Here is a 20,795-nt window from a genome sequence, read left to right as displayed (position 1 = left end):
GCGCGGTTCGGATCGTCAATGCGCCGCGCGAGCGGAGTAGCGACCGGCGTACTCGGTGAGAAAGATCTGCACCCCGAACGTCGACGAGAGGTTCTCGGCGGTGAGCGTCTCGCGCAGCGGCCCGGCGGCGGTGACACGGCCGTCCGCGAGCAGCAGCACGTGCGTGAACCCGACCGGGATCTCTTCGACGTGGTGGGTGACCATGATCATCGCGGGGGTGCTCGGCGCCTGGGCGTAGCCGCCCAGGAGGCCGAGGAGCTCTTCGCGGGCTCCGAGGTCGAGGCTCGCCGCCGGCTCGTCGAGGAGCAGCATCTCGGGATCGGTCATGATCGCACGGGCGATCTGCACCCGCTTCTGCTCGCCGTCGCTCAGCGTGCCGAACGTCCGGTCCGCGAGGTGGTCGAGGTGCCATTCCGCGAGGACGCGAAGCGCCCGCCGCTCGTCGATGTCTTCATACGACTCGTTCCAGCGCCCGAGCACCGAATAGGCGGCGGTAAGCACCACGTTGAGCACCGTCTCGTCCTGCGGAAGCTGCTTGGCCATCGCGGTGGACGCGAAACCGATGCGAGGACGAAGTTCGAACACGTCGGTGCGACCCAGGCGCTCGCCGAGGATCGTGACGCTGCCCGAGGTCGGGTGGAGCATCGTGTCGGCAAGCTGCAGCACGGTGGTCTTGCCCGCACCGTTCGGTCCCAGGATCACCCAGCGTTCGTCGTCGCTGACCGTCCAGTCGAGGTGATCGACGATGTCTCGTTCATTTCTGCGGACGACGACGTCGGAGAACTCGAGCACCTGCGGCATGCAGCTAGCCTATCGGCCGCCGGCGGCCACCTCCGAGTACAGCGCGGCCGTCTGATCCGCGATGCTCTGCCAGCTGAAGTCGACCCGGGCCCGTTCGCGCCCCGCGGCGCCGTACTCTCGGGCGCGGTCCCGATCGCTGACGACCTCGGTGAGAACCCGGGCGAGATCCGCCACGAATCCCTCGGGATCGATGGGAGTCCCGGTGCCGTCCTGCACCTGCTCGATGGGAACGAGACGGCCCGTCACGCCGTCGACGACGACCTCCGGGATGCCGCCGGTGGCGGTGCCGACGACGGCCGCGCCGCACGCCATCGCCTCCAGGTTGACGATGCCGAGCGGCTCATACACCGACGGGCAGACGAACGTGGTCGCAGACGTCAGCACGGCGCAGAGCTGATCGCGGGGCAGGAAGGTGTCGATCCAGATCACGCCTTCCCGCGTCTCCTGGAGCGAGCGGACGAGTCCCTCGACCTCCGCCATGATCTGCGGTGTGTCAGGCGCGCCCGCGCAGAGCACGAGCTGCACGTCGGCGGGGAGCCTCTCCGCGGCGCGCAGGAAGTACGGCAGGCCCTTCTGTCGCGTGATGCGGCCGACGAAGACCACCGACGGGCGGCTCGGGTCGATTCCCAACTCCGCCAGGAGTTCGGGGTTCTCCACGGGCCGCCATCCCTCCGTGTCGATGCCGTTGTAGATCACGCGAACCTTGTCGGGATCGAGCGATGGATAGCTCCGCAGGATGTCGTTGCGCATGCCGCCGCTCACGGCGACGACGGCGGCGGCCCCCTCGTACGCGGTCTTCTCGATGTAGCTCGACACCGCGTACCCGCCGCCGAGCTGCTCGGCCTTCCACGGGCGCAGAGGTTCCAGAGAGTGCGCCGTCACGATGTGCGGGATGCCGTGCAGAAGCGACGCGAGGTGACCGGCGAAGTTGGCGTACCAGGTGTGGCTGTGCACGACGTCGGCGCCGGCGACATCCGTCACGATCTCGAGATCGGTGCCGAGCGTCTGGAGGGCCGCGTTGGCGTCGGCGAGCTCGGCCGGCACGCTGTACGACGTGGTGCCCTGCTCGTCGCGAGGGCCGCCGAAGGCACGCACCCGCACCTCCATGGTGGCTCTCAGCGACTTGACCAACTCGGTGACGTGCACCCCTGCACCGCCGTAGATCTCCGGCGGGTACTCCTTCGTGATGATGTCGACGCGCATGGCACGAACGCTAGTACACACGCACGGCGTGGGATAGCGCTGGTTCGACGAGTGCTCCGGGGCCTAGGGTGGTGCCATGCCAGCAGCGCCGAAGGTATTCGGAATCATCCTCGCCGGCGGCGAGGGAAAGCGCCTCATGCCTCTGACGGCAGATCGGGCAAAGCCCGCTGTGCCGTTCGGGGGGCAGTACCGATTGATCGACTTCGCGATCTCGAACCTGATCAACTCCGGGCTCCGTCAAGTCGTGGTGCTGACGCAGTACAAGTCGCACAGCCTCGACCGCCATATCTCGCAGACCTGGCGGATGTCGGCGCTGCTCGACTCGTATGTCGCTTCGGTGCCCGCCCAGCAGCGCCTCGGCAAGCGCTGGTTCTCAGGCTCGGCCGACGCGATCCTGCAGAGCCTCAACCTCGTCAACGACGAGAAGCCCGACATCGTGGTCGTGATCGGCGCCGATCATGTGTACCGCATGGACTTCCGGCAGATGCTCGCCGCGCACATCGACTCGGGCGCCCGCTCGACGGTCGCCGGCATCCGCCAGCCGATCTCGCTCGCGAACCAGTTCGGCGTGATCGACGTGGACGGCAAGGATCCCGTCAAGATCAACGAGTTCCTCGAGAAGCCCCAGAGCCCGGCCGGGCTCACCGACTCTCCTGGCGAGGTGCTCGCGTCCATGGGCAACTACATCTTCGACACCAGCGCTCTCATCGAGGCCGTCGAGGCCGACGGCGAGCTGCCCACCTCGAACCATGACATGGGCGGCGACATCGTGCCGTACTTCGTCAACCGCGGCGAAGCCGGCGTCTACGACATGAAGCGCAACGACGTGCCCGGGTCGACGGATCGCGACCGCGACTACTGGCGGGATGTCGGAACGATCGACTCGTTCTTCGATGCCCACCAGGACCTGATCTCGACCCTGCCGATCTTCAACCTCTACAACATGGAGTGGCCGATCCACTCGCAGGCCGTGAACTCGCCGCCCGCGAAGTTCGTCCGAGACTCCGTCGGGCGCATCGGCAACGCGATCGACTCGATCGTCTCGCTCGGATCCGTGCTCTCCGGCACGCACCTCGAGCGCAGCGTCGTCGGCCCGTGGACGCTCGCGGGCGGTGGCTCGACGATCACCGACTCTGTGCTGTTCGATCACGTGCACGTCGGAGCCGGGGCGCGGATCCACCGTGCGATCCTCGACAAGAACGTCGTACTCGACGACGGTGCCACCGTGGGCGTCGATCGAGAGAAGGATCTCTCCCGCGGGTTCACGGTGACCGACACGGGTCTCACAGTCGTCGGAAAGGGCGTCCGCGTCGCGCGATGACCCGCGGTGCGGGTCGCGGGCGGCCGCGGCGCTAGCGTTGATGCCATGCCCTCGCCGATCCGGTTCCTCGTCGTGCTCGACGCGGACTCCACCCTCATCCGCAACGAGGTCATCGAGCTGATCGCCGACGAGGTGGGTCGCGGTGCCGAGATCGCCGCGGCGACGGAGGCTGCGATGCGCGGTGAGGTGGACTTCGCCACGAGTCTGCGCTCGCGGGTCCACGCACTGGCCGGCGTGCCGGTGTCATCGTTCGCGAGGGTGCTCGCCCGCATCCAGCCGACACCGGGGGTACGCGAGCTCATCGAGGCGGTGCATTCGCGTGGCGGCCGGGTCGGCGTCGTGTCGGGCGGCTTCCACGAGATCCTCGACACGATCGCGCCCGAACTGGGAGTCGACGCGTGGCGCGCGAACCGCCTCGCGGTCTCGGAGGGCATGCTGACCGGTTCGGTCGACGGCGAGATCGTCGACGCGGAGGGCAAGGCCGTCGCGCTGCGCGCGTGGGCGGCGGATGCCGGCCTCCCACTCTCACGCACGATCGCGATCGGCGACGGGGCGAACGACCTCCGCATGATGGCGGATGCCGGACTCGGCGTCGCGTTCAATGCGAAGCCCGCGGTGCGCGAACGCGCGGACGTGGTGGTCGGTCCCGTCGATCTCGCCGAGGTCATCGCGCTCCTGCCGTGAGCACCCACGGCTTCGTCGTGTCCGTGGCCCGCGATAGCTTCGCCGAATGGACATCATCCTCATCCCCGGTCTCTGGCTCGACGCGTCGTCCTGGGAGGACGTGACACCGGTACTCGAGGCGGCGGGCCACACGGTCCACCCCCTCACGCTGCCCGGCGTCGGCGTTCCCGCCCCCGAATCGTCCGACATCGGCATCGCGGACTGGGTCGACGCCGTCGTCGCAGCCATCGATTCGATCGACGCACCTGTGGTCGTCGTCGGCCACAGCGGCGGCGGCAACGTCGCATGGGGCGCGGCCGATGCCCGCCCCGATCGCGTGGCTCGGGTGGTCTTCGTCGACACGACTCCCCCGCCGAACGGGGCCGACATCTCCGAGTTCGAGCTGGTCGATGGTGTGATCCCGTTCCCCGGCTGGGACTTCTTCGACGCGCCCGAGGTCGGCGACATCGACGACGACACGCGGGCGAAGTGGTCCGCACGGGCCGCCTCGGTGCCGGCGAAGGTGCCATCCGATCCGATCGCACTGACGGACGACCGACGCCACCAGGTGCCCGTGACGGTGCTGTCGGGAGGGTCCTCCGAGGCGGAGTTCCGCGGCATGCTGGCCGAATGGGGCAGGTTCGCGGATGAGTTCAACGCGATCCAGTCCGCCGAGGTCGTGAAGCTCGACTCCGGCCACTGGCCGCAGTTCTCGCAGCCGGAGCGACTGGGTCAGGCGATCGTCGCCGCGGTTCGCTGACCTTCGCCGAGGTGGGTCAGTGCCCCATCCCGAGTCCACCGTCGACGGGGATCACCGCGCCCGAGATGTAGGCCGCGTCATCCGAGGCGATCCACGCGACGACTCCGGCGACCTCGTCGGCGGTCGCGAAGCGACCGGCGGGGATGTTGCGCTTGTATTCGGCCTGCAGCTCTTCGGGCAATGACACCGTCATATCGGTCTCGATGAACCCAGGCGCGACGACGTTCGTGGTGATGCCGCGACCGCCGAGTTCGCGTGTCAGCGACCGTGCGAAGCCGACGAGGCCGCTCTTGGACGCCGCGTAGTTGACCTGGCCGGGCGAGCCGTAGAGGCCGACGACACTGGAGATCAGGATGACGCGGCCCCAGCGGGCGCGCAGCATGGCCTTCGATGCGCGCTTGACGACGCGGAAAGTCCCGCCCAGGTTGGTCGCGATGACGCTGTCGAAGTCGTCCTCGGTCATGCGCAGCAGCAGTGTGTCCTTGGTGACGCCGGCGTTGGCGACGATGATCTCCACGGGCCCGAGGGCGCTCTCGACCTCGGTGAACGCGGCATCGACCGCTACGGCATCCGTCACGTCCGCGCGGACGGTGAGCGTTCCTTCCGGCCCTTCTCCAGAGCGGGCGGTCACCGCCACCTTGTAGCCGGCGGCCACGAAGCGTTCGGCGATCGAACGGCCGATGCCGCGGTTTCCGCCGGTGACGAGGACGACGCGATCGGTGGACATGTGCAGCTCCCAAGGTTCGAGACGGATCCGCCCCAGCCTAGCGGCGCCGCATTGACACCCTGCCGCACCCGCTGGAACGCTGGGCTCAGCACCCTGAGGAAAGGCATTCCCGTGAGCGACAACAGCACGCCCGACTCCCCCGCGTCCGACGCCTCGAGCGCCCAGCCCGCACCGGACCCGTCACCGGCGCTCACGCCGGAGCCGTCACCAGGCCTGACGCCGGACCCGTCACCGGAACCGACGCCGGAGCCGCCGTCGTACGCGCCGCCGGCATACGGTGCCGCGGATCCGTACGCCGGCGGTGCGCCCGCCTACGGCGCGACCGACCCCGGCTACGCCGCACCGCCGGTCTACGGTGCACCGGCCCCCGGTTACGCGTCGGCTCCGCCGCCGTATGGGTCGTCGCCGGCACCCTACGGATCACCAGCGCCGTACGGTGCCGCCGCGCCGTACGGCGCAGCCCCGGCGTACGGTGGCTACGCCGCCCAGCCGAAGACGAATGCGCTCGCGATCGTCTCGCTGATCTCGTCGATCGTCGGGCTCGTGCTGGTGCCGTTCATCGGGTCGATCGTCGGCGTCATCACCGGTCACATCTCCCTGTCGCAGATCAAGCGGGACGGCGAGGGCGGCCGCGGCATGGCGCTCACGGGCACGATCCTCGGGTGGGTCGGCCTCGGGCTCTGCATCCTCGGAATCATCGCTCTGATCGCGCTCATCCCGTTCCTCGTCGCCATCGACACGCGGTCATCGACCTGACTTCGCCAGAAGTGGACGCAGCTCCCGCATGACGCGTGCAGACGGCGACCGGACGCCACGCGCGGCGTAGTCTTGAAGCACCGTGAAGAGTTCGGGCCGGCCACCTTCGGCCACGTCGCTGCCGCGCGCACCGCGCGACGAGGCCGACGCGCGATCTAAGCGGTACCTCATCATGATGGGCATCCGCGTGGCCTGCTTCATCCTCATGGTGGTCATCACGCCGTACGGCTGGTACACGTGGGTCTTCGGCGCCGCGGCGATCTTCATCCCCTACGTCGCCGTCGTCCTCGCGAACGTGAGCTCGAATGTGCGCACCACCGACGTCGAGCGCCCTGAGCTGGCCATCTCCGCCGAAGCGCACGAGGATCCCACTGCCGACCCGGAAGTCGTGCGCGTCGACGAGATCCGTGCGGTTGCGCCGCTCGACGACCCGGACCCGCGAGCATGAGCGACGCGCACGGCGAGCCGACGTGCTCGCGGGCGGGCTGCCGCGCCCCCGCCCACTGGCGGATCGACTGGCGCAATCCCCGCATCCACGCCGCGGACCGCATCAAGTCGTGGGTCGCGTGCGACGAGCACCGCGACTACCTGAAGGAGTTCCTCGCGGCTCGTGACTTTCCGGTCGCTGTGCATCCATTGGAATCGGACACGGATGCCGAGGCGGTCGCCGGATGAGCGCCAGCCGCGAGGTCAGCATGCAGAATCTGCCGAAAGCGGGTCGATGGGCGATCTATATCGCGCTCGCCGTGCTGTTCGCGGTGGCATGCGCGTTCCTGTCGCAGTGGCAGTTCTCACGCAACGAACAGCGCGCGGCACAACTCGCCCTCGTCGCGCAGAACCACGACGCCGATCCGGTTCCGCTCGACGAGCTCATTCCGCCCGGGGCCGAACTCGATCCGGGCGATGAGTGGCGGCCGGTGCGACTCGAGGGCGTCTATCTCAGCGACCAGCAGCTTCTCGCGCGCAACCGCGCCCACGGCGGCACGGCCGCATTCGAGGTATTGGTGCCCTTCCAGCTCGAGGATGGCCGCGTCGTCCTCGTCGACCGAGGCTGGGTGCCGCCCGGTGACAGCCAGCCCAACCCAGACGTCGTTCCCTCACCACCGGAGGGCGAGGTGACGGTGATCGCTCGGCTGCGTCCGGGCGAAGCGCGCCCCTCTTCCGGACGATCCGCGCCGGAGGGACAGGTCCCCACGATCAACCTGGGACTGGTCTCGGCAGCCGTCGATCCATCGATCGGCGCTGCTTTGGAGCAGAGCACCTACGGGCTGATGGTGTCGGAGGATCCTCCACCGGCGACCCGGCCCACCGCGCTGGAATCGCCGTCCGAGGACCCGGGGCCGCACCTCTCGTACGCGATCCAGTGGATCCTGTTCGCGATCATGGGGTTCGTGTTCATCGGCTACGTGATCCACACCGAGCGACGCCACCGGCGCGACGAGTCAGAGGATTCCGAGGATGGTGCGGCGCCCCAGCCGGAGCTCCCCCGCCGCCGGCGCGACCGCGACGCGGTCGACGAAGACGCGCTCATCGACGCGGCGGGGCGCTGAGGACCCGGGCGCGGCGAGCTTCGTTGCGGCGAGCCTACTCAACCTGCGGAAGGGGGGCTCGATCACGCAAGGCTGATGAGCTCCGCGTAGTCGCGGCCCCAGATGTCTTCGACCCCGTCCGGCAGGATGAGCACACGCTCGGGATTCAGCGCCTCGACGGCTCCCTCATCGTGTGAGACCAGGACCACCGCGCCCTCATAGTGCGACAGCGCGCCCAGGATCTCTTCGCGCGACGCCGGATCGAGGTTGTTCGTGGGCTCGTCGAGCAGCAGCATGTTGGCGCTCGAGACGACGAGCGTGGCGAGCGACAGGCGCGTCTTCTCACCGCCCGACAGCACGCCGGCAGGTTTGAGGACGTCGTCGCCGGTGAAGAGGAACGACCCCAGCACCTTGCGCGCATCCGTCGCGGTGATGTCCGGTGCCGCCGACATCATGTTCTCGAGCACCGAACGGCCGACGTCGAGGTTCTCGTGCTCCTGCGCGTAGTAGCCGATCTTGAGCCCGTGGCCGGGCTCGATCTGGCCGGTATCGGGCTTGTCGACACCAGCGAGGATGCGCAGCAGCGTGGTCTTGCCGGCGCCGTTGAGGCCGAGCACGACGACCTTCGACCCACGGTCGATGGCCAGGTCGACATCCGTGAAGATCTCGAGTGAACCGTACGACTTGGACAGACCCGATGCCATGAGCGGGGTCTTGCCGCACGCCGCGGGCTTCGGGAACCGCAGCTTCGCGACGCGATCCTCCTGCCGCACGTCATCGAGGCCCGAGAGCATCTTCTCGGCACGCGCCACCATCTGGTGCGCAGCTGCCGCCTTCGAGGCCTTGGCGCCGAATCGCGCGGCCTGCAGCTGCAGCTGCGTCGCCTTCTTCTCGACGTTGACGCGCTCCTTCTTGCGGCGCTCTTCGTCGGCCACCCGCTGACGCAGGTAGTTCTTCCAGTTCATGTTGTAGACGTCGATGACCTGGCGGTTCGCGTCGAGGTAGAAGACGCGGTTGACAGTCTCGCCGACGAGCTCGACATCGTGGCTGATGACGATGAGGCCGCCCTTGTAGTTCTTGAGGAACTCCCGCAGCCACACCACGCTGTCGGCATCGAGGTGGTTGGTGGGCTCGTCGAGGATCATCGACTCGGCATCCGAGAACAGGATGCGGGCGAGCTCGATGCGACGTCGCTGGCCGCCCGAGAGCGTCCGCAGCTGCTGGTCCAGAATGCGGTCGGGCAGCGAGAGGTTGTGCGCGATGGATGCCGCCTCGGCCTCTGCCGTGTACCCGCCGAGCGCTTCGAAGCGCTCGGTGAGCTGGCCGTACTTCCGCATCGCCCTGGCTGCGACGTCCGGATCTTCGTCGCCCATGGCGAGGGATGCCTCGTGCATGCCGAGGGCGATCGTGCCGAGACCTCGAGCATCGAGGATGCGGGTGCGCGCGAGCATGTCGGGGTCGCCGGTGCGCGGGTCCTGCGGCAGGTAGCCGAGCTCCCCGGTGCGATCGACCTTGCCGTCGGCGGGAAGGAGATCGCCCGCGAGCACCTTGGTGAGGGTGGTCTTGCCGGCGCCGTTCCGGCCGACGAGACCGATCTTGTCGCCGTTGCTCACGCGGAACGACACGTCCGACATGAGGACGCGAGCGCCCACGCGGATTTCGAGGTCGTGCACGGCGAGCACAGCGATTGTCCGTTTCGTTGGAAGAAGGGATACAGAGGGGCCCGATGGGCCAGCCCCCTAGTATAAGTCGCAACGCCACCCGCACCTTCCCGGCGTCCGACCACGAGGAGCCTCATGACTCTCGCCGCACCCGCCCCCCGACGTCGTGTTCTTGCCGATGTGCTCGTTCCCGATCGCTCTCGCGCCCTCGCTCTGGCCACCGACACGGCCCTCGTCGTGACCGGCACCGCGCTGGTCGCACTCGCGGCCCAGGTCGTCATCCCGTTCTGGCCCGTCCCGCTGACAGGTCAGACCTTCGCTGTCCTGCTTGTCGGCACCGCACTCGGCCCGCTGCGCGGTGCGCTGTCGATGACCCTCTACCTGGTGCTCGGCGTCATCGGACTGCCGATCTTCTCGGAGGGCAAGTCGGGCAGTCTGTTCGCCTTGACGAGCGGCGGATACATCATCGGCTTCATCGCAGCCGCGATCGTGGTGGGCTGGCTCGCCCGTCGAGCGTGGGACCGTAAGTTCCTGGGCATGTTCGTCTCGTTTCTCGCCGGCAGTGTGGTCATCTACGCGTTCGGGCTGACGTGGCTCTACTTTTCGCTGAACAACCTCGGCGCCGCCGTCTGGCAGGACGCCCTCGGCTACGAGACGCTGCTCGGGGCGACCCTGGGCGCCGGTCTCGTCCCCTTCCTGATCGGGGATGTCCTGAAGGCCGTCCTCGCGGGTCTGCTCGTACCTCTCGCCTGGAAGGGCGTCAACGCGGTCGACCACGCCGATGTCATCCTCACGCAGGCCGAGCAGCAGTCTGCGCTCGATGAATTCCTGGCGTCGGATCGCGGTCAGCTGATCCCCGCGGTGAAGAAGGGTGCCGTCGCGGCCGTCGTCGGCGAGGGTCGGGAGCAGCCAGGGCAGCGAGAGCGCCGTCGGGGTGGTCGCCGAGACGTTCTCCTCGCCGACGACCTCGCCGACGACGGCCGCGACGGCACCCTTCTTCACCGCGGGGATCAGCTGACCGCGATCCGACGCCAGGAATTCATCGAGCGCAGACTGCTGCTCGGCCTGCGTGAGGATGACATCGGCGTCGATCTGATCGAGGTTCTCGTAGCTCACGGTCGTGTAGAACGTGCCCTCGCCGGTGTCGAGCGCGGTCACGCTGTCGGGCGTGGTGAAGCCCAACTGCTCGAGGATCACGACACGCGGGTCGGACGGCAGGTACATGTAGAACGTGTCCACGTCGTCGTCGATGTAGGCGATCGTCGCCTCGGCGAACTCCGGATGCTCAGCGGCGGTGTCTGCGACGAGCGTGTCGAGATCGGCGAGCACCTGTTCGGCCTCGGCCGACTTGCCCATCGCCTCGCCGACGATCGTGATGACGTCCTGCCACGGAGTCGACCACGCGGTCTCGGGGTAGGCGATGACCGGGACGCCTGCATCCGTCAGCTCGTCGTATTCCTCCTGCGTCAGTCCCGAGTACGGTGCGAGGAAGACATCCGGGTCCGTCGCCAGGACCTCTTCGACCGAGACCTCGTTGGCGGACGAGTCGAGGAGAACGGGCTCTTCACCGTCGAGCCCCGTGATGGCCTCTTCGATCCAGGGCGTGAGCTTGTTGTCGCCGCCGCCGTAGTCCATGGAAGACACGGCAACCGGTACCTCGCCGAGTGCGAGGACCGCATCCGTCGCGCCCCAGCCCCACGTGGCGATGCGCTCGGGGGCAGCGTCGATCGTGGTCTCGCCGAAGGCGTGGTGGATCGTGACCGGGAATCCTTCCGCAGACGCTGCGTCGCCGCTCGCTGTGCCTTCGGGTGCGGCGGATCCGGAGCATCCGGCCAGGGCGAGGGCTGTCGCCGTGGCGGCCGTGATGGCGAGGATGGCGCGGGCGCGCTGTCGGGTCATCTCTTCTTCCTTTTCTTCGTGGGGTCAGCCGCGATCCGCCGACGCATGGGCGCCGCCGGGACGTGGAATGACGAGGGGAGTCTGTGTGAGCGGGTCGGGGATGACGAGGGCGTCGAGCGCGAATGCCTCGGCGACGACATCCGCCGTCAGAACCTCGGTGGGCGATCCGTGTGAGACGATGCGGCCTTCCGCCATGACGACCAGCTGGTCGGCGTAGCGGGCTGCGAGATTGAGCTCGTGGAGCACGACCACGATCGTCGTTCCCTGAGTCCGGTTGAGGTCCCGCAGCAGGTCGAGGACGTCGAGCTGGTGGCTCAAGTCAAGGAACGTGGTCGGCTCGTCGAGCAGGAGGATCTGCGGGTTCTGCGCGAGAGCCATGGCGATCCAGGCACGCTGACGCTGACCACCGGACAGATCTCCGAGGGGGCGCTCGGCCAGCGCGGACAGCCCGGTGCGCTCGAGGGCGGCATCCACCTTCTCGGTGTCGCCCGGTGACCATCGCTGGAACACTCCGCGATGGGGGTAGCGGCCGCGCGCGACGAGCTCCGCCACGGTGAGACCGTCTGGAGCGGTGGGATGCTGCGGCAGCAGGCCGATGCTGCGTGCCAGCTTGCGACGGGGAATCGTGGCGATGTCCTCGCCGCCGAGCTCGATCCGGCCCGCGAGCGGTGGCCGAAGCCGCGCCAGGACACCGAGGAGCGTGGACTTGCCCGACGCATTCGCGCCGATGATCATCGTGATCCGCCCCGGTGTGATCGCCAGATCGAGGTCCTCGATCACCGTGCGACCCGGATAGCCGGCGTCGAGCCCGCGCGCGACGAGCTCGGGCGGCGAGATGGTGGAGCTCACAGCTGACGTCCTTTCGACGTGGCGAGGAGCCACAGCAGGAAGAGGGCCCCGATGGCACCGGTCACGACGCCGACCGGCACGGACATCCCGGGGATCGCGTACTGGGCGACCAGATCGGCGGTCGTGAGCAGCGCCGCGCCGATGAGCCCGCTCGTGGCGATGCCGGCCGATGCATGGCCGAGCAGGGGCCGAGCGATCGCGGGGGCGCACAGGGCGACGAATGAGATCGGCCCGAGGAACGCACAGGTGACGGCGGTCAGGATCACGGCCGCGGTGACCGTGACCACGCGCACCAGCCCAGGGCGGACGCCGAGACCGGATGCCGTCGACGCTCCCAGCTGGACGATGGGCAGCCAGCGTGCCGCTGCGACGACGGCCGGGATGACGAGCGCGAACACCACGGCGACCGTGGCGACCTGCCACCAGGGCGTCGAGGACAGGCTTCCGGTCAGCCACAGCATGGCCATCTGGGCCTGTTCGACCTGAGCCCGCACCATCAGGAGGCTGGTCGCTGCACCCGCCAGGAACGACATGCCGACACCAGCGAGGATGAGGCGATACCCGCCGTCTGTCTGCGCGCGACCCGCCAGCAGCAGCAGCCCCGCGACGACCATTCCCCCGACGAACGCCGCGAGCGCGAGCGAGGGGCCCGACATGCCGAGCACGAGCAGCGCGAAGATGGCTGCCGCGCCGCTGCCACCTGAGATTCCGAGCAGGTCAGGGCTCGCGAGCGGATTGCCGAGCAGAGACTGCAGCAGCGCTCCGGCGATGCCGAGCGCGGCGCCGGCGATCAGCGCCATGACGAGGCGCGGCGCACGCACCTGGAAGACGACGTAGGCCTCCGCCCGGGTGCCGCCGCCCCAGAGCGCGTGCCAGACCTGCTCGACCGTGAGCGGGTAGTCCCCCATGCTGAGCGCGACGAGCGAGATGACCGCGACGAGCACGACGGTCGCCACGACCACGACCGCTCGCCGGCGGCGCGCGGTGCGGCGCACTGTTTCGAGAGCACTCGGCGCGACGGCGTCAGCGCCGGCGGCGGTCGCACTCGGGCTCACAGCATCACCTGCTGACGACGCAGCACGAGGGTGATGAGGACGGGCGCACCCACGAACGCGATGACGATGCCGGCCTGGACTTCGCCCGGCAGAGCGATGACACGCCCGACGACATCGGCGAGCAGGAGAAGACTCGCGCCGGCGGGGATCCCGATCGTCAGGAGCCACCGGTAGTCGTCGCCGACGATCACGCGCAGCGTATGCGGAATCACCAGGCCGATGAAGACGATCGGCCCGGCGATCGCGGTGGCGCCCCCGCACAGCAGGATCGTCGCCACGATGCCGAGCCCCCGTGTGCGCGCGACGTCGTGACCGAGACCCGTGGCGGTATCCGCACCCAGGGCGATGAGGTCCAGGCCTCGGGCGCAGAACAGCGCGATGCCGATGCCGACAGCGATCGGAACGAAGACGAGGGCGACGCTGTCCAGCCCGCGGGCCGTGAGCCCACCCACCGACCAGTACCGGTACACATCGAGCGCGACGTAGTCGGTGTTCAGGATGAGAAGCGTGACGGCGGTGAGCCCCGCTGTCACGGCAGCACCCGTGAGTGCGAGCTTGGCGGGGTTGCCGCCGTCGGGCCCGCGCGAGCCGATGAACGCGACCACCACGGCGGCCACCGCCGCTCCTCCGAACGCGAACCAGAGGAAGCCCGACGGAGTGCTGATCCCGACCAGGGTGATCGCTGCGAGCACGGCCACCGAGGCGCCCGCGTTGACACCCAGCAGCCCGGGGTCGGCGAGCGGGTTGCGCGTGAGCCCCTGCATCACCGTGCCGGCGACCGCGAGCGCCGCCCCGGCCAGAATGCCGATGATCGTGCGCGGCACGCGCTGCGTGAGCAGCACGGTGTGGTCCGCGTTGGACGGATCCGGTCCGAAGAGTGCATCCACCACAGCGGCAGGCGTGATCGGTCGCGCCCCGACGCCCAGGCTCAGCACCACGGACGCCAGGAAGACGGCGATCGCGACGGCGAGGACGAGACGCGCCCGGCGAGTGCGGGCGGATGCCGTCATTCCGTGCGTTCCGACTGCCCGAGCCGCCAGTAGCCCATGAAGGCGACGCGCTTGCGGTCGACGCCGTGGTCGCTGACCAGGGAACGGCGGATCGTCTTCACCATCGCCGCCTCCCCCGCGATCCAGGCGTAGAACTCGCCGTCCGCGGCTTCGGGGCTGTCCCAGAGCAGGTCGACATCGACGTCGACGTCATCCAGTCTCTGCGGCCGCGGTGCGGCGGCACGCTCGAGCAGGTCGCCCGACGCGCCAGCCCATGTCGAGAGCGCGGTGATCAGCGACGATCCGTGTGCACGATCGTCCCGGGCCAGCCACTGAACGCGGAAGGTCTCCGGCAGATCGAGCTCCACGGCGTCGGCGGCGGCCGGCACCTCGATGAAGGCATCGACGTCGCAGTCACGGTCGAGCGACTCGAGGATGCCGGCGATCGCGGGCGCCGCGGTCTCATCGCCCGCGAGCAGCAGGCGGCGGGACGAGCCCGGGTGCCAGTCCAGCCCGATCCGCGACTGCGGGCTGCGCTCGTCCGGACCGACGATGACGAGGTCATCGCCCGGGACTGCCCGCTCCGCCCACGCGCCGGCGGGACCCGCGTCGTGGTGGACCACGAAGTCGACGGTCACGGTCCGCGAGGCAGGGTTGACGCGACGCGCAGTGTAGGTGCGGAAAACGTTGCGCGCGGCATCCGGGAGCGAACGCCAGCGGTCGTACCAGTCCCCCGCCCCGGCATCCTGCCCGACCTCGGCGAAACTGCCGTCGGCATGAGGGAAGAGGACCTTGATGCGCTGATCGAGGCCGGCAGTGCCGAAGTGCTCGAGGTCGTCGCCGTGGAGCACGACGCGCACGAAATGCGGAGACAGCCGCTCGACGCGGGAGACCTGTGTCACGTACGGACGGTAGGCGGGCCGGACGGCGATCGAGTGGGAGGTCACCGAATTAGGTTAGCCTTACCTTCTCCCGCCGCTCAAATCGAGGTCCATCACTCGCCCGGTCGGCGCCCCCCGATCTCATGCGCGTGACCGAGCCGCAGCCCGGGGAGGAGTGCCAGCAGCGACAGCACACACGCCAGCGCGAACACCGCGGGGAACGCGGCATCCGTGGCCGTGAGCGCTGTGAAGACGAGCCCCATCGCCGCGATGGTCGTCGCGGCCCCGATCGAGTCCGAGATCGACAGCGCGGATGAATTGAAGCCCTGGTTCTGGGGCGTCGAATACGCGAGCGTCAGCACCGTCAGGCGCGGATACATGAGCCCCATCCCCCCGCCCGCCAGGGTCCATCCGGCGATGACGACCGCCGCAGGGAGATGCGCCAGCGCCGTGATCCCGGCAATCGCGAGCGAACTGAACAGGAGGGCGATGCCGATCAGCGTGATCCGTGCATTGCCGATCCGATCGCCGAATCGGCCCTGGATGTCGGCCGCGGTCGCCCACGCGATCGCCGCCGCCGTCAGACCCAGGCCCGCCCACGTCGGCGAGAAGTCGTACTCGTCGATGAGCAGGTAGGGCACGTAGATCTCGGCGCCGAAGAGAGCGCCTGCGATCAGCCCGCGCATCAGCACGACGCTCGGCAGTCCTCGCCCCGCGAGGAGCGTCCGGCGCGGCAGCAGTGGCCGGGAGGCGAAGCCGATGGTGAGCACGGATGCCGCGACCGCTGCCCACGCCCATGGCCCGAGCGATCCGGCCAGGCTCAGCAGCAATGCCCCGACCGCGACGGCGACCGCGCACGCCAGTCGCGGCGCGATCCGATCGGTTGCCGGGTGGTCCGTCCCGAGCGCGAGTCCGCGAAGTCGCAGGACGACCAGGGTGTAGGCGGCGACGGTGAGGATCGCGACACCGAGGAAGACCCAGCGCCAGTGGAGGTACTCCGCCACCGCTCCTGCGAGGAACGGTCCGATGAGCGAAGGGACGACCCAAGCCGCCGAGTAGGCCGCGAACACCCGACCGTGGACGGCGGCAGGATAGACGCGGGCCACCACGACGTACAGCGCGACCGTCTGACCGCCGGTGCCGAGCCCCTGGATGAGGCGACCGGCGACGAGGACCTCCATCGTGGGTGCGAACCCAGCCATGACGAGTCCGACCACGAACAGCGCGACGGACGCGGTGAGGGGTGCGAGCACGCCGCTGCGATCGCACCATGCGCCCACGGCGACCATGCCGATGACGCTTGTCGCGAGGGTGCCGGCGAACGCCACCGCATAGAGCGCCGCGCCATCGAGATCCGCGCTCACGACGGGCATGACGGTCGTCACCGCGAGGGACTGGATCGCCGCGAGGAAGATCAGGGCTGCGGAGCCGACCGTGACCCAGACATACGAGGGCCCCCAGATCCCTCCGCCACGCCCGGCGAGCCCAGGACCGGCAGGCGACGCGCCGCCGCCTGTGGAACCGCCGGTGGACCAGTCGGCGGGGGGCTGTCCGATCGGACCGGTCACGTCCGAACGAGCGCACCGATGCGCTCGACCGCCTCGCGCAGCACAGCGGGCGAGCAGCCGAAGTTGATCCGGACGTGTCCCTTGCCCTCCTCGCCGAACAGCGGGCCGAGGTGGAGCGCCACCTTCGCATCGCGGAGGATCTTCACGGCGGGGTTGTCGCCCCAGCCGAGCGTAGACAGGTCGACCCACGCGAGGAACCCCGCATCCGGGACGCGGTAGCGCGCCCCCGGAATGTGCTCGGCGAGCAGCTCGGCGAGCAGCCTGCGGTTGTCGTCGAGGGTGGCGCGCAGGGCATCGAGCCACGGATCGCTCTCCTCCGCGAACGCCGCTACGGCCGCGAGAGCGCCGAACAGGCCGGTGCGCCACTCGACCTCATCGGGCAGGGATCGCACCACCCGAGCCGTGTCATCCGACGCGGTGATCATGAGCGCGCACTTGAGACCGGCGAGGTTGTACGCCTTGCTCGCGCTCGCGACCGTGTAGCCGATCCGGGCGGCGGCGGGCGAGGCATCCAGGAACGGGGTGAACAGGATGCCGGGATGCACCAGTGGCGCGTGGATCTCATCGCTGATCACGGTGGCACCGAAACCCGCGGCGAGATCGGCGAGGGCCGCCAGGGTCTCGCGCGAGTGGACGGTGCCGGTGGGGTTGTGCGGGTTGCACAGCAGCACCGCGCGCGCTCCTCCGGCCAGGGCCGCCTCGATGCCGGGCAGGTCGAGGTGCCAGCCCGATTCGTTCTCGATCAGCGGCACGCGTTCGACAACGGCGCCTGCCTCGGGGATGCACTCGTAGAAGGGCGGGTACACCGGCGGGGTGACGATCACTCGGTCGCCCGGCTGTGTCACCTTGCGCAGCAGTTCGACGACGCCCATCATCACGTCGCAGGTGGTGCGGATGCGTGAGGGATCCACCGTCCAGCCGAATCGACGCCGGGCGAAGCCCGCGTACGCGTCTCGGATGCCGGGATCCGGCGGCGTGTACCCGGTGTCGCCGAGCTGGACGGCGCGGGCGAGCACCCGGGTGATCGAATCTGCCATCGGGAAGTCGGTCTCGGCGACGAACAGCGGCAGGACCTCAGCCGGGTAGCGACGCCATTTCGTGCTCGAACGCTGTCGCAGCTCTTCGATGGGCAGTGCCTGCAGGGGGGTGATGACGCTCACTCGTCGAGCCTATCGGCGGCCGTCCCGAGTCGTCCGTGGTCGTGTCGCCGTACGACTCATGCGCTGTCGCGCCGGCGATCGCAGCGAGTCAGCGGACCGTCTCGGGTTGAGCATCCTCGGCGGGGGCTTCCGCCGTCGTCGTGCCGGACTCGTCGTCACGATGCCAGGGACGGGCGATCACCACCCACGCCACGACCGCCCCGATCGCGTAGACGAGGTACGCGCCGATCCACGCCGTGAGATCCCATGCGACTCCCTCCCACGCGAAGGGCATGGGCATGAGCACCACGAAGAATGCGAAGAGTCCGAGTGCGTAGCAGGCAGCCCACACCCATCGACGCCACGACCAGATCGCATAGCCCGCCATCCCTCGCACCGGGAAGAGTGCGATCGGCAGCGCCGCCATCCCGCCCACGGCGATCGCGCTCAGCGTCTCGATGAGGAACGCCGACCAGAACGATTGCCCCGTGGCGGCACCGCCGCCGAGCACGCCGTACAGCGCCCACGCCGCGAGGGCGACGATGAACGCATAGCCGAGCGTGACGAGCGCCCCGCGTGCCTCCGCTGCCTTGCCGACGAGGGCGCCGAACGCGACGCCGGCGACGAGTCCGAAGACGATGCCGGGCTCGAATCCGGTCAGGCGGGTGAACACGACGGCGGCGACCACGACGAGAAGTGTCGCGGGGCGGAACAGGAACGTGTGCGTCGCCCCGGGAACCAGTCTGCGCATCACCCAGATGAGGAGGAACCACCCCAGCGCCACATCGATGGCGAACGACACGAGCAGCGAGAGTACGACACGGACGCTGCCTGGGTTGAACCCGAACTCCGGATCCACGAACGCAGAGATCAAGCCCGCGAGGACGACTCCGGATGCCGCCCACCACCAGCGGCCGAGCCGCGGCGCGCTCGACGGTTCGGTGACGGCGAGCTGCTCGGCCGACTCATGTCCGTCGGCGTCGCGCGTGGTGGCGTCGGCTTCACCATCGACCGCATTCACGGCATCGACGGCCGGTATCGACTCGATCGCGGGACCGATCGGCTCGGGCTCGCGACGCCGCCGCGCGGCCCACCAGCCCGACATCCGCTCCGAACCGGTTTCGACCGCCGAGTTGAGGAGGGACGTCGGGAACGCGACGAGGAGCACCAGGATGATGGTGAGAAGAACCGCGGTGATGAGCTGCTGAGGAGCCGTACCCGCCTCGGCCGGCGTGGCGAGCGCGCTGAATACGCTGGGCGCAGCGGGATTGCCCGACGCCAGCTGGGATGTGGTGGTCGCTGTCGCGACGCAACCCGTGTCGGTGAACACGCACGGGTCGGCGGAGATCACCGTCCCCGTCCATACGACCTCGCGAGCGTGGCCGAAGGCCTCCGTGCCGTCGTCGCACGGCTGCCAGTCGATGGGCTGCTGCACGAGCGTTGCGGAGAACCCGTCGGCGGTAGCTTCGATCGACACGGTCCGCCCACCGCGGCCGCCGACGCACGGCGACCCCGTCTGCCCCGATTCGCGCTGCGAGACGAGTGTCTCCGCGGTTGTGAAGGGCGCCCCGCCGAGCAGCAGCCGTGCAGGTTCGCTCACGATGGCGCAGTCCGTTCCGACGCACGCGATCCGCAGCTCACCGCTCGCCGCCTCCTCGGCTGATTCGCCTTCGGGTCCGGTGCTGACATCCGAGATGTCGACGGCGTAGATCGCCGTTCCTGCCAGGGCTTCGTCGGTGGATGCTGCAGCGGGAGAGGCACTGCAGGCCGCCCCGCCGATGAGTGCGACGGCGACGATGGCTCTCGTGAGTCGACGCATCAGCCCTCCTCCGCCCAGGTCAGCACGAGATCAGCGGACGAATCCCACTCGTACTCCAGCGTCTCGCAGCCGGGGAAAGCCGGCGACGTGTGCTCGACGATCTTGAGCGAGGCGACGGAGCCGCCTGTGAGCTCGGTGACGCGGTAGACGCCGTCGATCACCTCGGCATGCGTCGGAGTGACCTCCCATCTGATGAGGTTTCGGGTCTGCCCCGTCTCCGCCGTCGAGCCGTCGGCGTACGTCCAGATGCACACCGCCCCCGTGTCGTCGGTGCCCCACGCGAATGACTCCGCCCCGCTCACGAGGGGCACTGTCGAGTCGATGATCTCGTTCGTCAGCGTGTTGATCGCCTGCGTGTCGACCATGGTGCTGCAGGGCCCGCCCTCTTCCGGACAATCCGTGTGGAACCGATAGGCCAGCGTGCGCGTCTCACCGAGCGAGCGGCTACGCAGAGACGAGCAGCCCTGCCCCGCGCAATTCCATCCGGTGTCGGTGCGCAGCACCTCGTAGGTGCCGTCGACCAGCCCCCGTGACGGGTCTTCGCCGTTGAAGAGCTCCGCCACGGGAAGGAAACCTGCCTCGACATCGAGGTCGGCGTTCGCTGCTGCCCACTCGTCCACCATGAGCTGGTTCCACGCCGCCGGGTCACCCGAGACGATCTCGGTCGTGACGCCACCGCGGCGGAACGACGTCTTCGATCCATCCGCTCCGCTCCCGCCGGTCCCGACGATGCGACACGGGGTCGCCTGGCAGTCGATCACGAACAGCGATCCGCGGTCTCCGGCGCGTTCCCCCTCTGCGACATCGACGATGTACGGCACCGTGGCGCCAGCATCCTGGTCGACATCCGCGACCCGGTTCCAGCTGATCCCGGCCTCTTGAACTCCGCGAGTCGAGAGCGGCTCACCGGGCGAACCCACCGTGAACACGGTGTCGGGTCCGAGACGGGTCACCGACCCGTCGGACCAGGCGAGCTCGACGATCGCGCCGTCGCCCACCGCTGTGACGACGTCGCCGGGCGCGAGGTCCTGGCCGTCTTCGGCTGCTTCGGGGCCGTCGCCGGAGTCGACCTCGGCCTCCCCTGCCCGGATGGCCAGCACAGCGGATGCGGTCGGCGGCCCGCCGTCGTCGGCTGCGGGTGGAGCGCACGCCGCAAGCGCTCCACACAGAATCAA

General features: G+C 69.2%; 19 protein-coding genes and 2 pseudogenes. 8 read left to right on the top strand and 13 right to left on the bottom strand.

Features of this window, described 5'->3' with window-relative positions; translation table 11 throughout:
* Positions 1-15: 15 nt before the first annotated feature.
* The gene (locus ABD188_RS11715; RefSeq protein ID WP_344062238.1) at positions 16-801 is read right to left on the bottom strand and encodes an ABC transporter ATP-binding protein; all 786 of its coding nucleotides are present in this window, start codon (positions 799-801) and stop codon (positions 16-18) included.
* 9 nt (positions 802-810) lie between these two features.
* Entirely contained in the window at positions 811-2,004 is a 1,194-nt protein-coding gene (gene glgA / locus ABD188_RS11710; RefSeq protein WP_344062235.1) for a glycogen synthase, read from the bottom strand.
* Positions 2,005-2,080: 76 nt separating this feature from the next.
* Here glgA and ABD188_RS11705 point away from each other — a divergent pair, with 76 nt between their 5' ends.
* Genes ABD188_RS11705 through ABD188_RS11695 form a run of 3 tightly spaced genes read left to right on the top strand, consistent with a single transcriptional unit; the run spans position 2,081 to position 4,748 of the window.
* A complete protein-coding gene (locus ABD188_RS11705) occupies positions 2,081-3,325 on the top strand; it encodes a glucose-1-phosphate adenylyltransferase (RefSeq protein WP_344062233.1) in 1,245 nt (414 codons plus the stop codon).
* A gap of 45 nt (positions 3,326-3,370) precedes the next feature.
* A complete protein-coding gene (serB, locus tag ABD188_RS11700; RefSeq protein ID WP_344062230.1) occupies positions 3,371-4,009 on the top strand; it encodes a phosphoserine phosphatase SerB in 639 nt (212 codons plus the stop codon).
* A gap of 46 nt (positions 4,010-4,055) precedes the next feature.
* The gene (locus ABD188_RS11695; RefSeq protein ID WP_344062227.1) at positions 4,056-4,748 is read left to right on the top strand and encodes an alpha/beta fold hydrolase; all 693 of its coding nucleotides are present in this window, start codon (positions 4,056-4,058) and stop codon (positions 4,746-4,748) included.
* 16 nt (positions 4,749-4,764) lie between these two features.
* On the opposite strand, the gene ABD188_RS11690 is transcribed toward ABD188_RS11695, so the two are convergent.
* Complete coding sequence (locus tag ABD188_RS11690) at positions 4,765-5,475, bottom strand: beta-ketoacyl-ACP reductase (RefSeq protein ID WP_344062224.1); 711 nt, start codon at positions 5,473-5,475, stop codon at positions 4,765-4,767.
* 111 nt (positions 5,476-5,586) lie between these two features.
* Between ABD188_RS11690 and ABD188_RS11685 the strand changes: the two genes are divergently transcribed.
* The 4 genes from ABD188_RS11685 to ABD188_RS11670 all read left to right on the top strand — a co-directional run bounded on the left by ABD188_RS11685 (position 5,587) and on the right by ABD188_RS11670 (position 7,781).
* Positions 5,587-6,231, top strand: coding sequence for a DUF4190 domain-containing protein (locus ABD188_RS11685; protein WP_344062221.1), 645 nt, complete (start codon positions 5,587-5,589; stop codon positions 6,229-6,231).
* Between the two features lie 82 nt (positions 6,232-6,313).
* Positions 6,314-6,679 carry a DUF3099 domain-containing protein gene (locus ABD188_RS11680; RefSeq protein WP_344062218.1) on the top strand — a complete coding sequence of 122 codons (366 nt, stop codon included), beginning with the start codon at positions 6,314-6,316 and terminating at the stop codon, positions 6,677-6,679.
* Positions 6,676-6,906, top strand: a complete 231-nt coding sequence (locus tag ABD188_RS11675; protein ID WP_344062216.1) for a hypothetical protein — start codon at positions 6,676-6,678, stop codon at positions 6,904-6,906. The genes ABD188_RS11680 and ABD188_RS11675 overlap by 4 nt, the downstream gene beginning before the upstream one ends.
* The gene (locus tag ABD188_RS11670; protein ID WP_344062213.1) at positions 6,903-7,781 is read left to right on the top strand and encodes an SURF1 family cytochrome oxidase biogenesis protein; all 879 of its coding nucleotides are present in this window, start codon (positions 6,903-6,905) and stop codon (positions 7,779-7,781) included. Before ABD188_RS11675 ends, ABD188_RS11670 begins: the two co-directional genes overlap by 4 nt.
* Before the next feature lie 62 nt (positions 7,782-7,843).
* Here the strand turns inward: ABD188_RS11670 and ABD188_RS11665 are convergent, their stop codons facing one another.
* Positions 7,844-9,442, bottom strand: coding sequence for an ABC-F family ATP-binding cassette domain-containing protein (locus ABD188_RS11665; protein ID WP_344062210.1), 1,599 nt, complete (start codon positions 9,440-9,442; stop codon positions 7,844-7,846).
* 114 nt (positions 9,443-9,556) lie between these two features.
* Here ABD188_RS11665 and ABD188_RS11660 point away from each other — a divergent pair.
* Positions 9,557-10,117 (top strand): annotated as a pseudogene (locus ABD188_RS11660) (biotin transporter BioY); the annotation flags it as partial.
* A 297-nt stretch (positions 10,118-10,414) separates the two neighbouring features.
* Here ABD188_RS11660 and ABD188_RS11655 read toward each other — a convergent pair.
* From ABD188_RS11655 to ABD188_RS11615, 9 genes and pseudogenes are all read right to left on the bottom strand, one after another.
* A pseudogene (locus ABD188_RS11655) lies at positions 10,415-11,320 on the bottom strand (iron-siderophore ABC transporter substrate-binding protein); the annotation flags it as partial.
* 24 nt (positions 11,321-11,344) lie between these two features.
* Positions 11,345-12,169, bottom strand: coding sequence for an ABC transporter ATP-binding protein (locus ABD188_RS11650; protein ID WP_344062208.1), 825 nt, complete (start codon positions 12,167-12,169; stop codon positions 11,345-11,347).
* Positions 12,166-13,224, bottom strand: coding sequence for a FecCD family ABC transporter permease (locus ABD188_RS11645; protein WP_344062205.1), 1,059 nt, complete (start codon positions 13,222-13,224; stop codon positions 12,166-12,168). The genes ABD188_RS11650 and ABD188_RS11645 overlap by 4 nt, the downstream gene beginning before the upstream one ends.
* Positions 13,221-14,234 carry a FecCD family ABC transporter permease gene (locus ABD188_RS11640; protein ID WP_344062203.1) on the bottom strand — a complete coding sequence of 338 codons (1,014 nt, stop codon included), beginning with the start codon at positions 14,232-14,234 and terminating at the stop codon, positions 13,221-13,223. The genes ABD188_RS11645 and ABD188_RS11640 overlap by 4 nt, the downstream gene beginning before the upstream one ends.
* Entirely contained in the window at positions 14,231-15,160 is a 930-nt protein-coding gene (locus tag ABD188_RS11635; RefSeq protein WP_344062200.1) for a siderophore-interacting protein, read from the bottom strand. Before ABD188_RS11635 ends, ABD188_RS11640 begins: the two co-directional genes overlap by 4 nt.
* 47 nt (positions 15,161-15,207) lie before the next feature.
* Positions 15,208-16,557, bottom strand: coding sequence for an MFS transporter (locus ABD188_RS11630; protein WP_344067053.1), 1,350 nt, complete (start codon positions 16,555-16,557; stop codon positions 15,208-15,210).
* Positions 16,558-16,658: 101 nt separating this feature from the next.
* Positions 16,659-17,822: a MalY/PatB family protein gene (locus ABD188_RS11625; RefSeq protein WP_425561343.1), complete on the bottom strand. Its 1,164-nt coding sequence runs from the start codon at positions 17,820-17,822 to the stop codon at positions 16,659-16,661.
* An 88-nt stretch (positions 17,823-17,910) separates the two neighbouring features.
* Positions 17,911-19,620: a hypothetical protein gene (locus tag ABD188_RS11620; protein ID WP_344062197.1), complete on the bottom strand. Its 1,710-nt coding sequence runs from the start codon at positions 19,618-19,620 to the stop codon at positions 17,911-17,913.
* Positions 19,620-20,795 carry a FecR family protein gene (locus ABD188_RS11615; protein ID WP_344062194.1) on the bottom strand — a complete coding sequence of 392 codons (1,176 nt, stop codon included), beginning with the start codon at positions 20,793-20,795 and terminating at the stop codon, positions 19,620-19,622. Before ABD188_RS11615 ends, ABD188_RS11620 begins: the two co-directional genes overlap by 1 nt.

The sequence above is a fragment of the Microbacterium pumilum genome, assembly GCF_039530225.1.
Lineage (GTDB): Bacteria > Actinomycetota > Actinomycetes > Actinomycetales > Microbacteriaceae > Microbacterium > Microbacterium pumilum.
This window is presented reverse-complemented; position numbering and strand designations above follow the sequence as displayed.

Bases quoted from the DNA above. Each gene is read 5' to 3' on its own strand.
- ABD188_RS11715 (WP_344062238.1), bottom strand. From the start codon at position 801: ATGCCGCAGGTGCTCGAGTTCTCCGACGTCGTCGTCCGCAGAAATGAA.
- glgA (WP_344062235.1), bottom strand. From the start codon at position 2,004: ATGCGCGTCGACATCATCACGAAGGAGTACCCGCCGGAGATCTACGGC.
- ABD188_RS11705 (WP_344062233.1), top strand. From the start codon at position 2,081: ATGCCAGCAGCGCCGAAGGTATTCGGAATCATCCTCGCCGGCGGCGAG.
- serB (WP_344062230.1), top strand. From the start codon at position 3,371: ATGCCCTCGCCGATCCGGTTCCTCGTCGTGCTCGACGCGGACTCCACC.
- ABD188_RS11695 (WP_344062227.1), top strand. From the start codon at position 4,056: ATGGACATCATCCTCATCCCCGGTCTCTGGCTCGACGCGTCGTCCTGG.
- ABD188_RS11690 (WP_344062224.1), bottom strand. From the start codon at position 5,475: ATGTCCACCGATCGCGTCGTCCTCGTCACCGGCGGAAACCGCGGCATC.
- ABD188_RS11675 (WP_344062216.1), top strand. From the start codon at position 6,676: ATGAGCGACGCGCACGGCGAGCCGACGTGCTCGCGGGCGGGCTGCCGC.
- ABD188_RS11670 (WP_344062213.1), top strand. From the start codon at position 6,903: ATGAGCGCCAGCCGCGAGGTCAGCATGCAGAATCTGCCGAAAGCGGGT.
- ABD188_RS11640 (WP_344062203.1), bottom strand. From the start codon at position 14,234: ATGACGGCATCCGCCCGCACTCGCCGGGCGCGTCTCGTCCTCGCCGTC.
- ABD188_RS11620 (WP_344062197.1), bottom strand. From the start codon at position 19,620: ATGCGTCGACTCACGAGAGCCATCGTCGCCGTCGCACTCATCGGCGGG.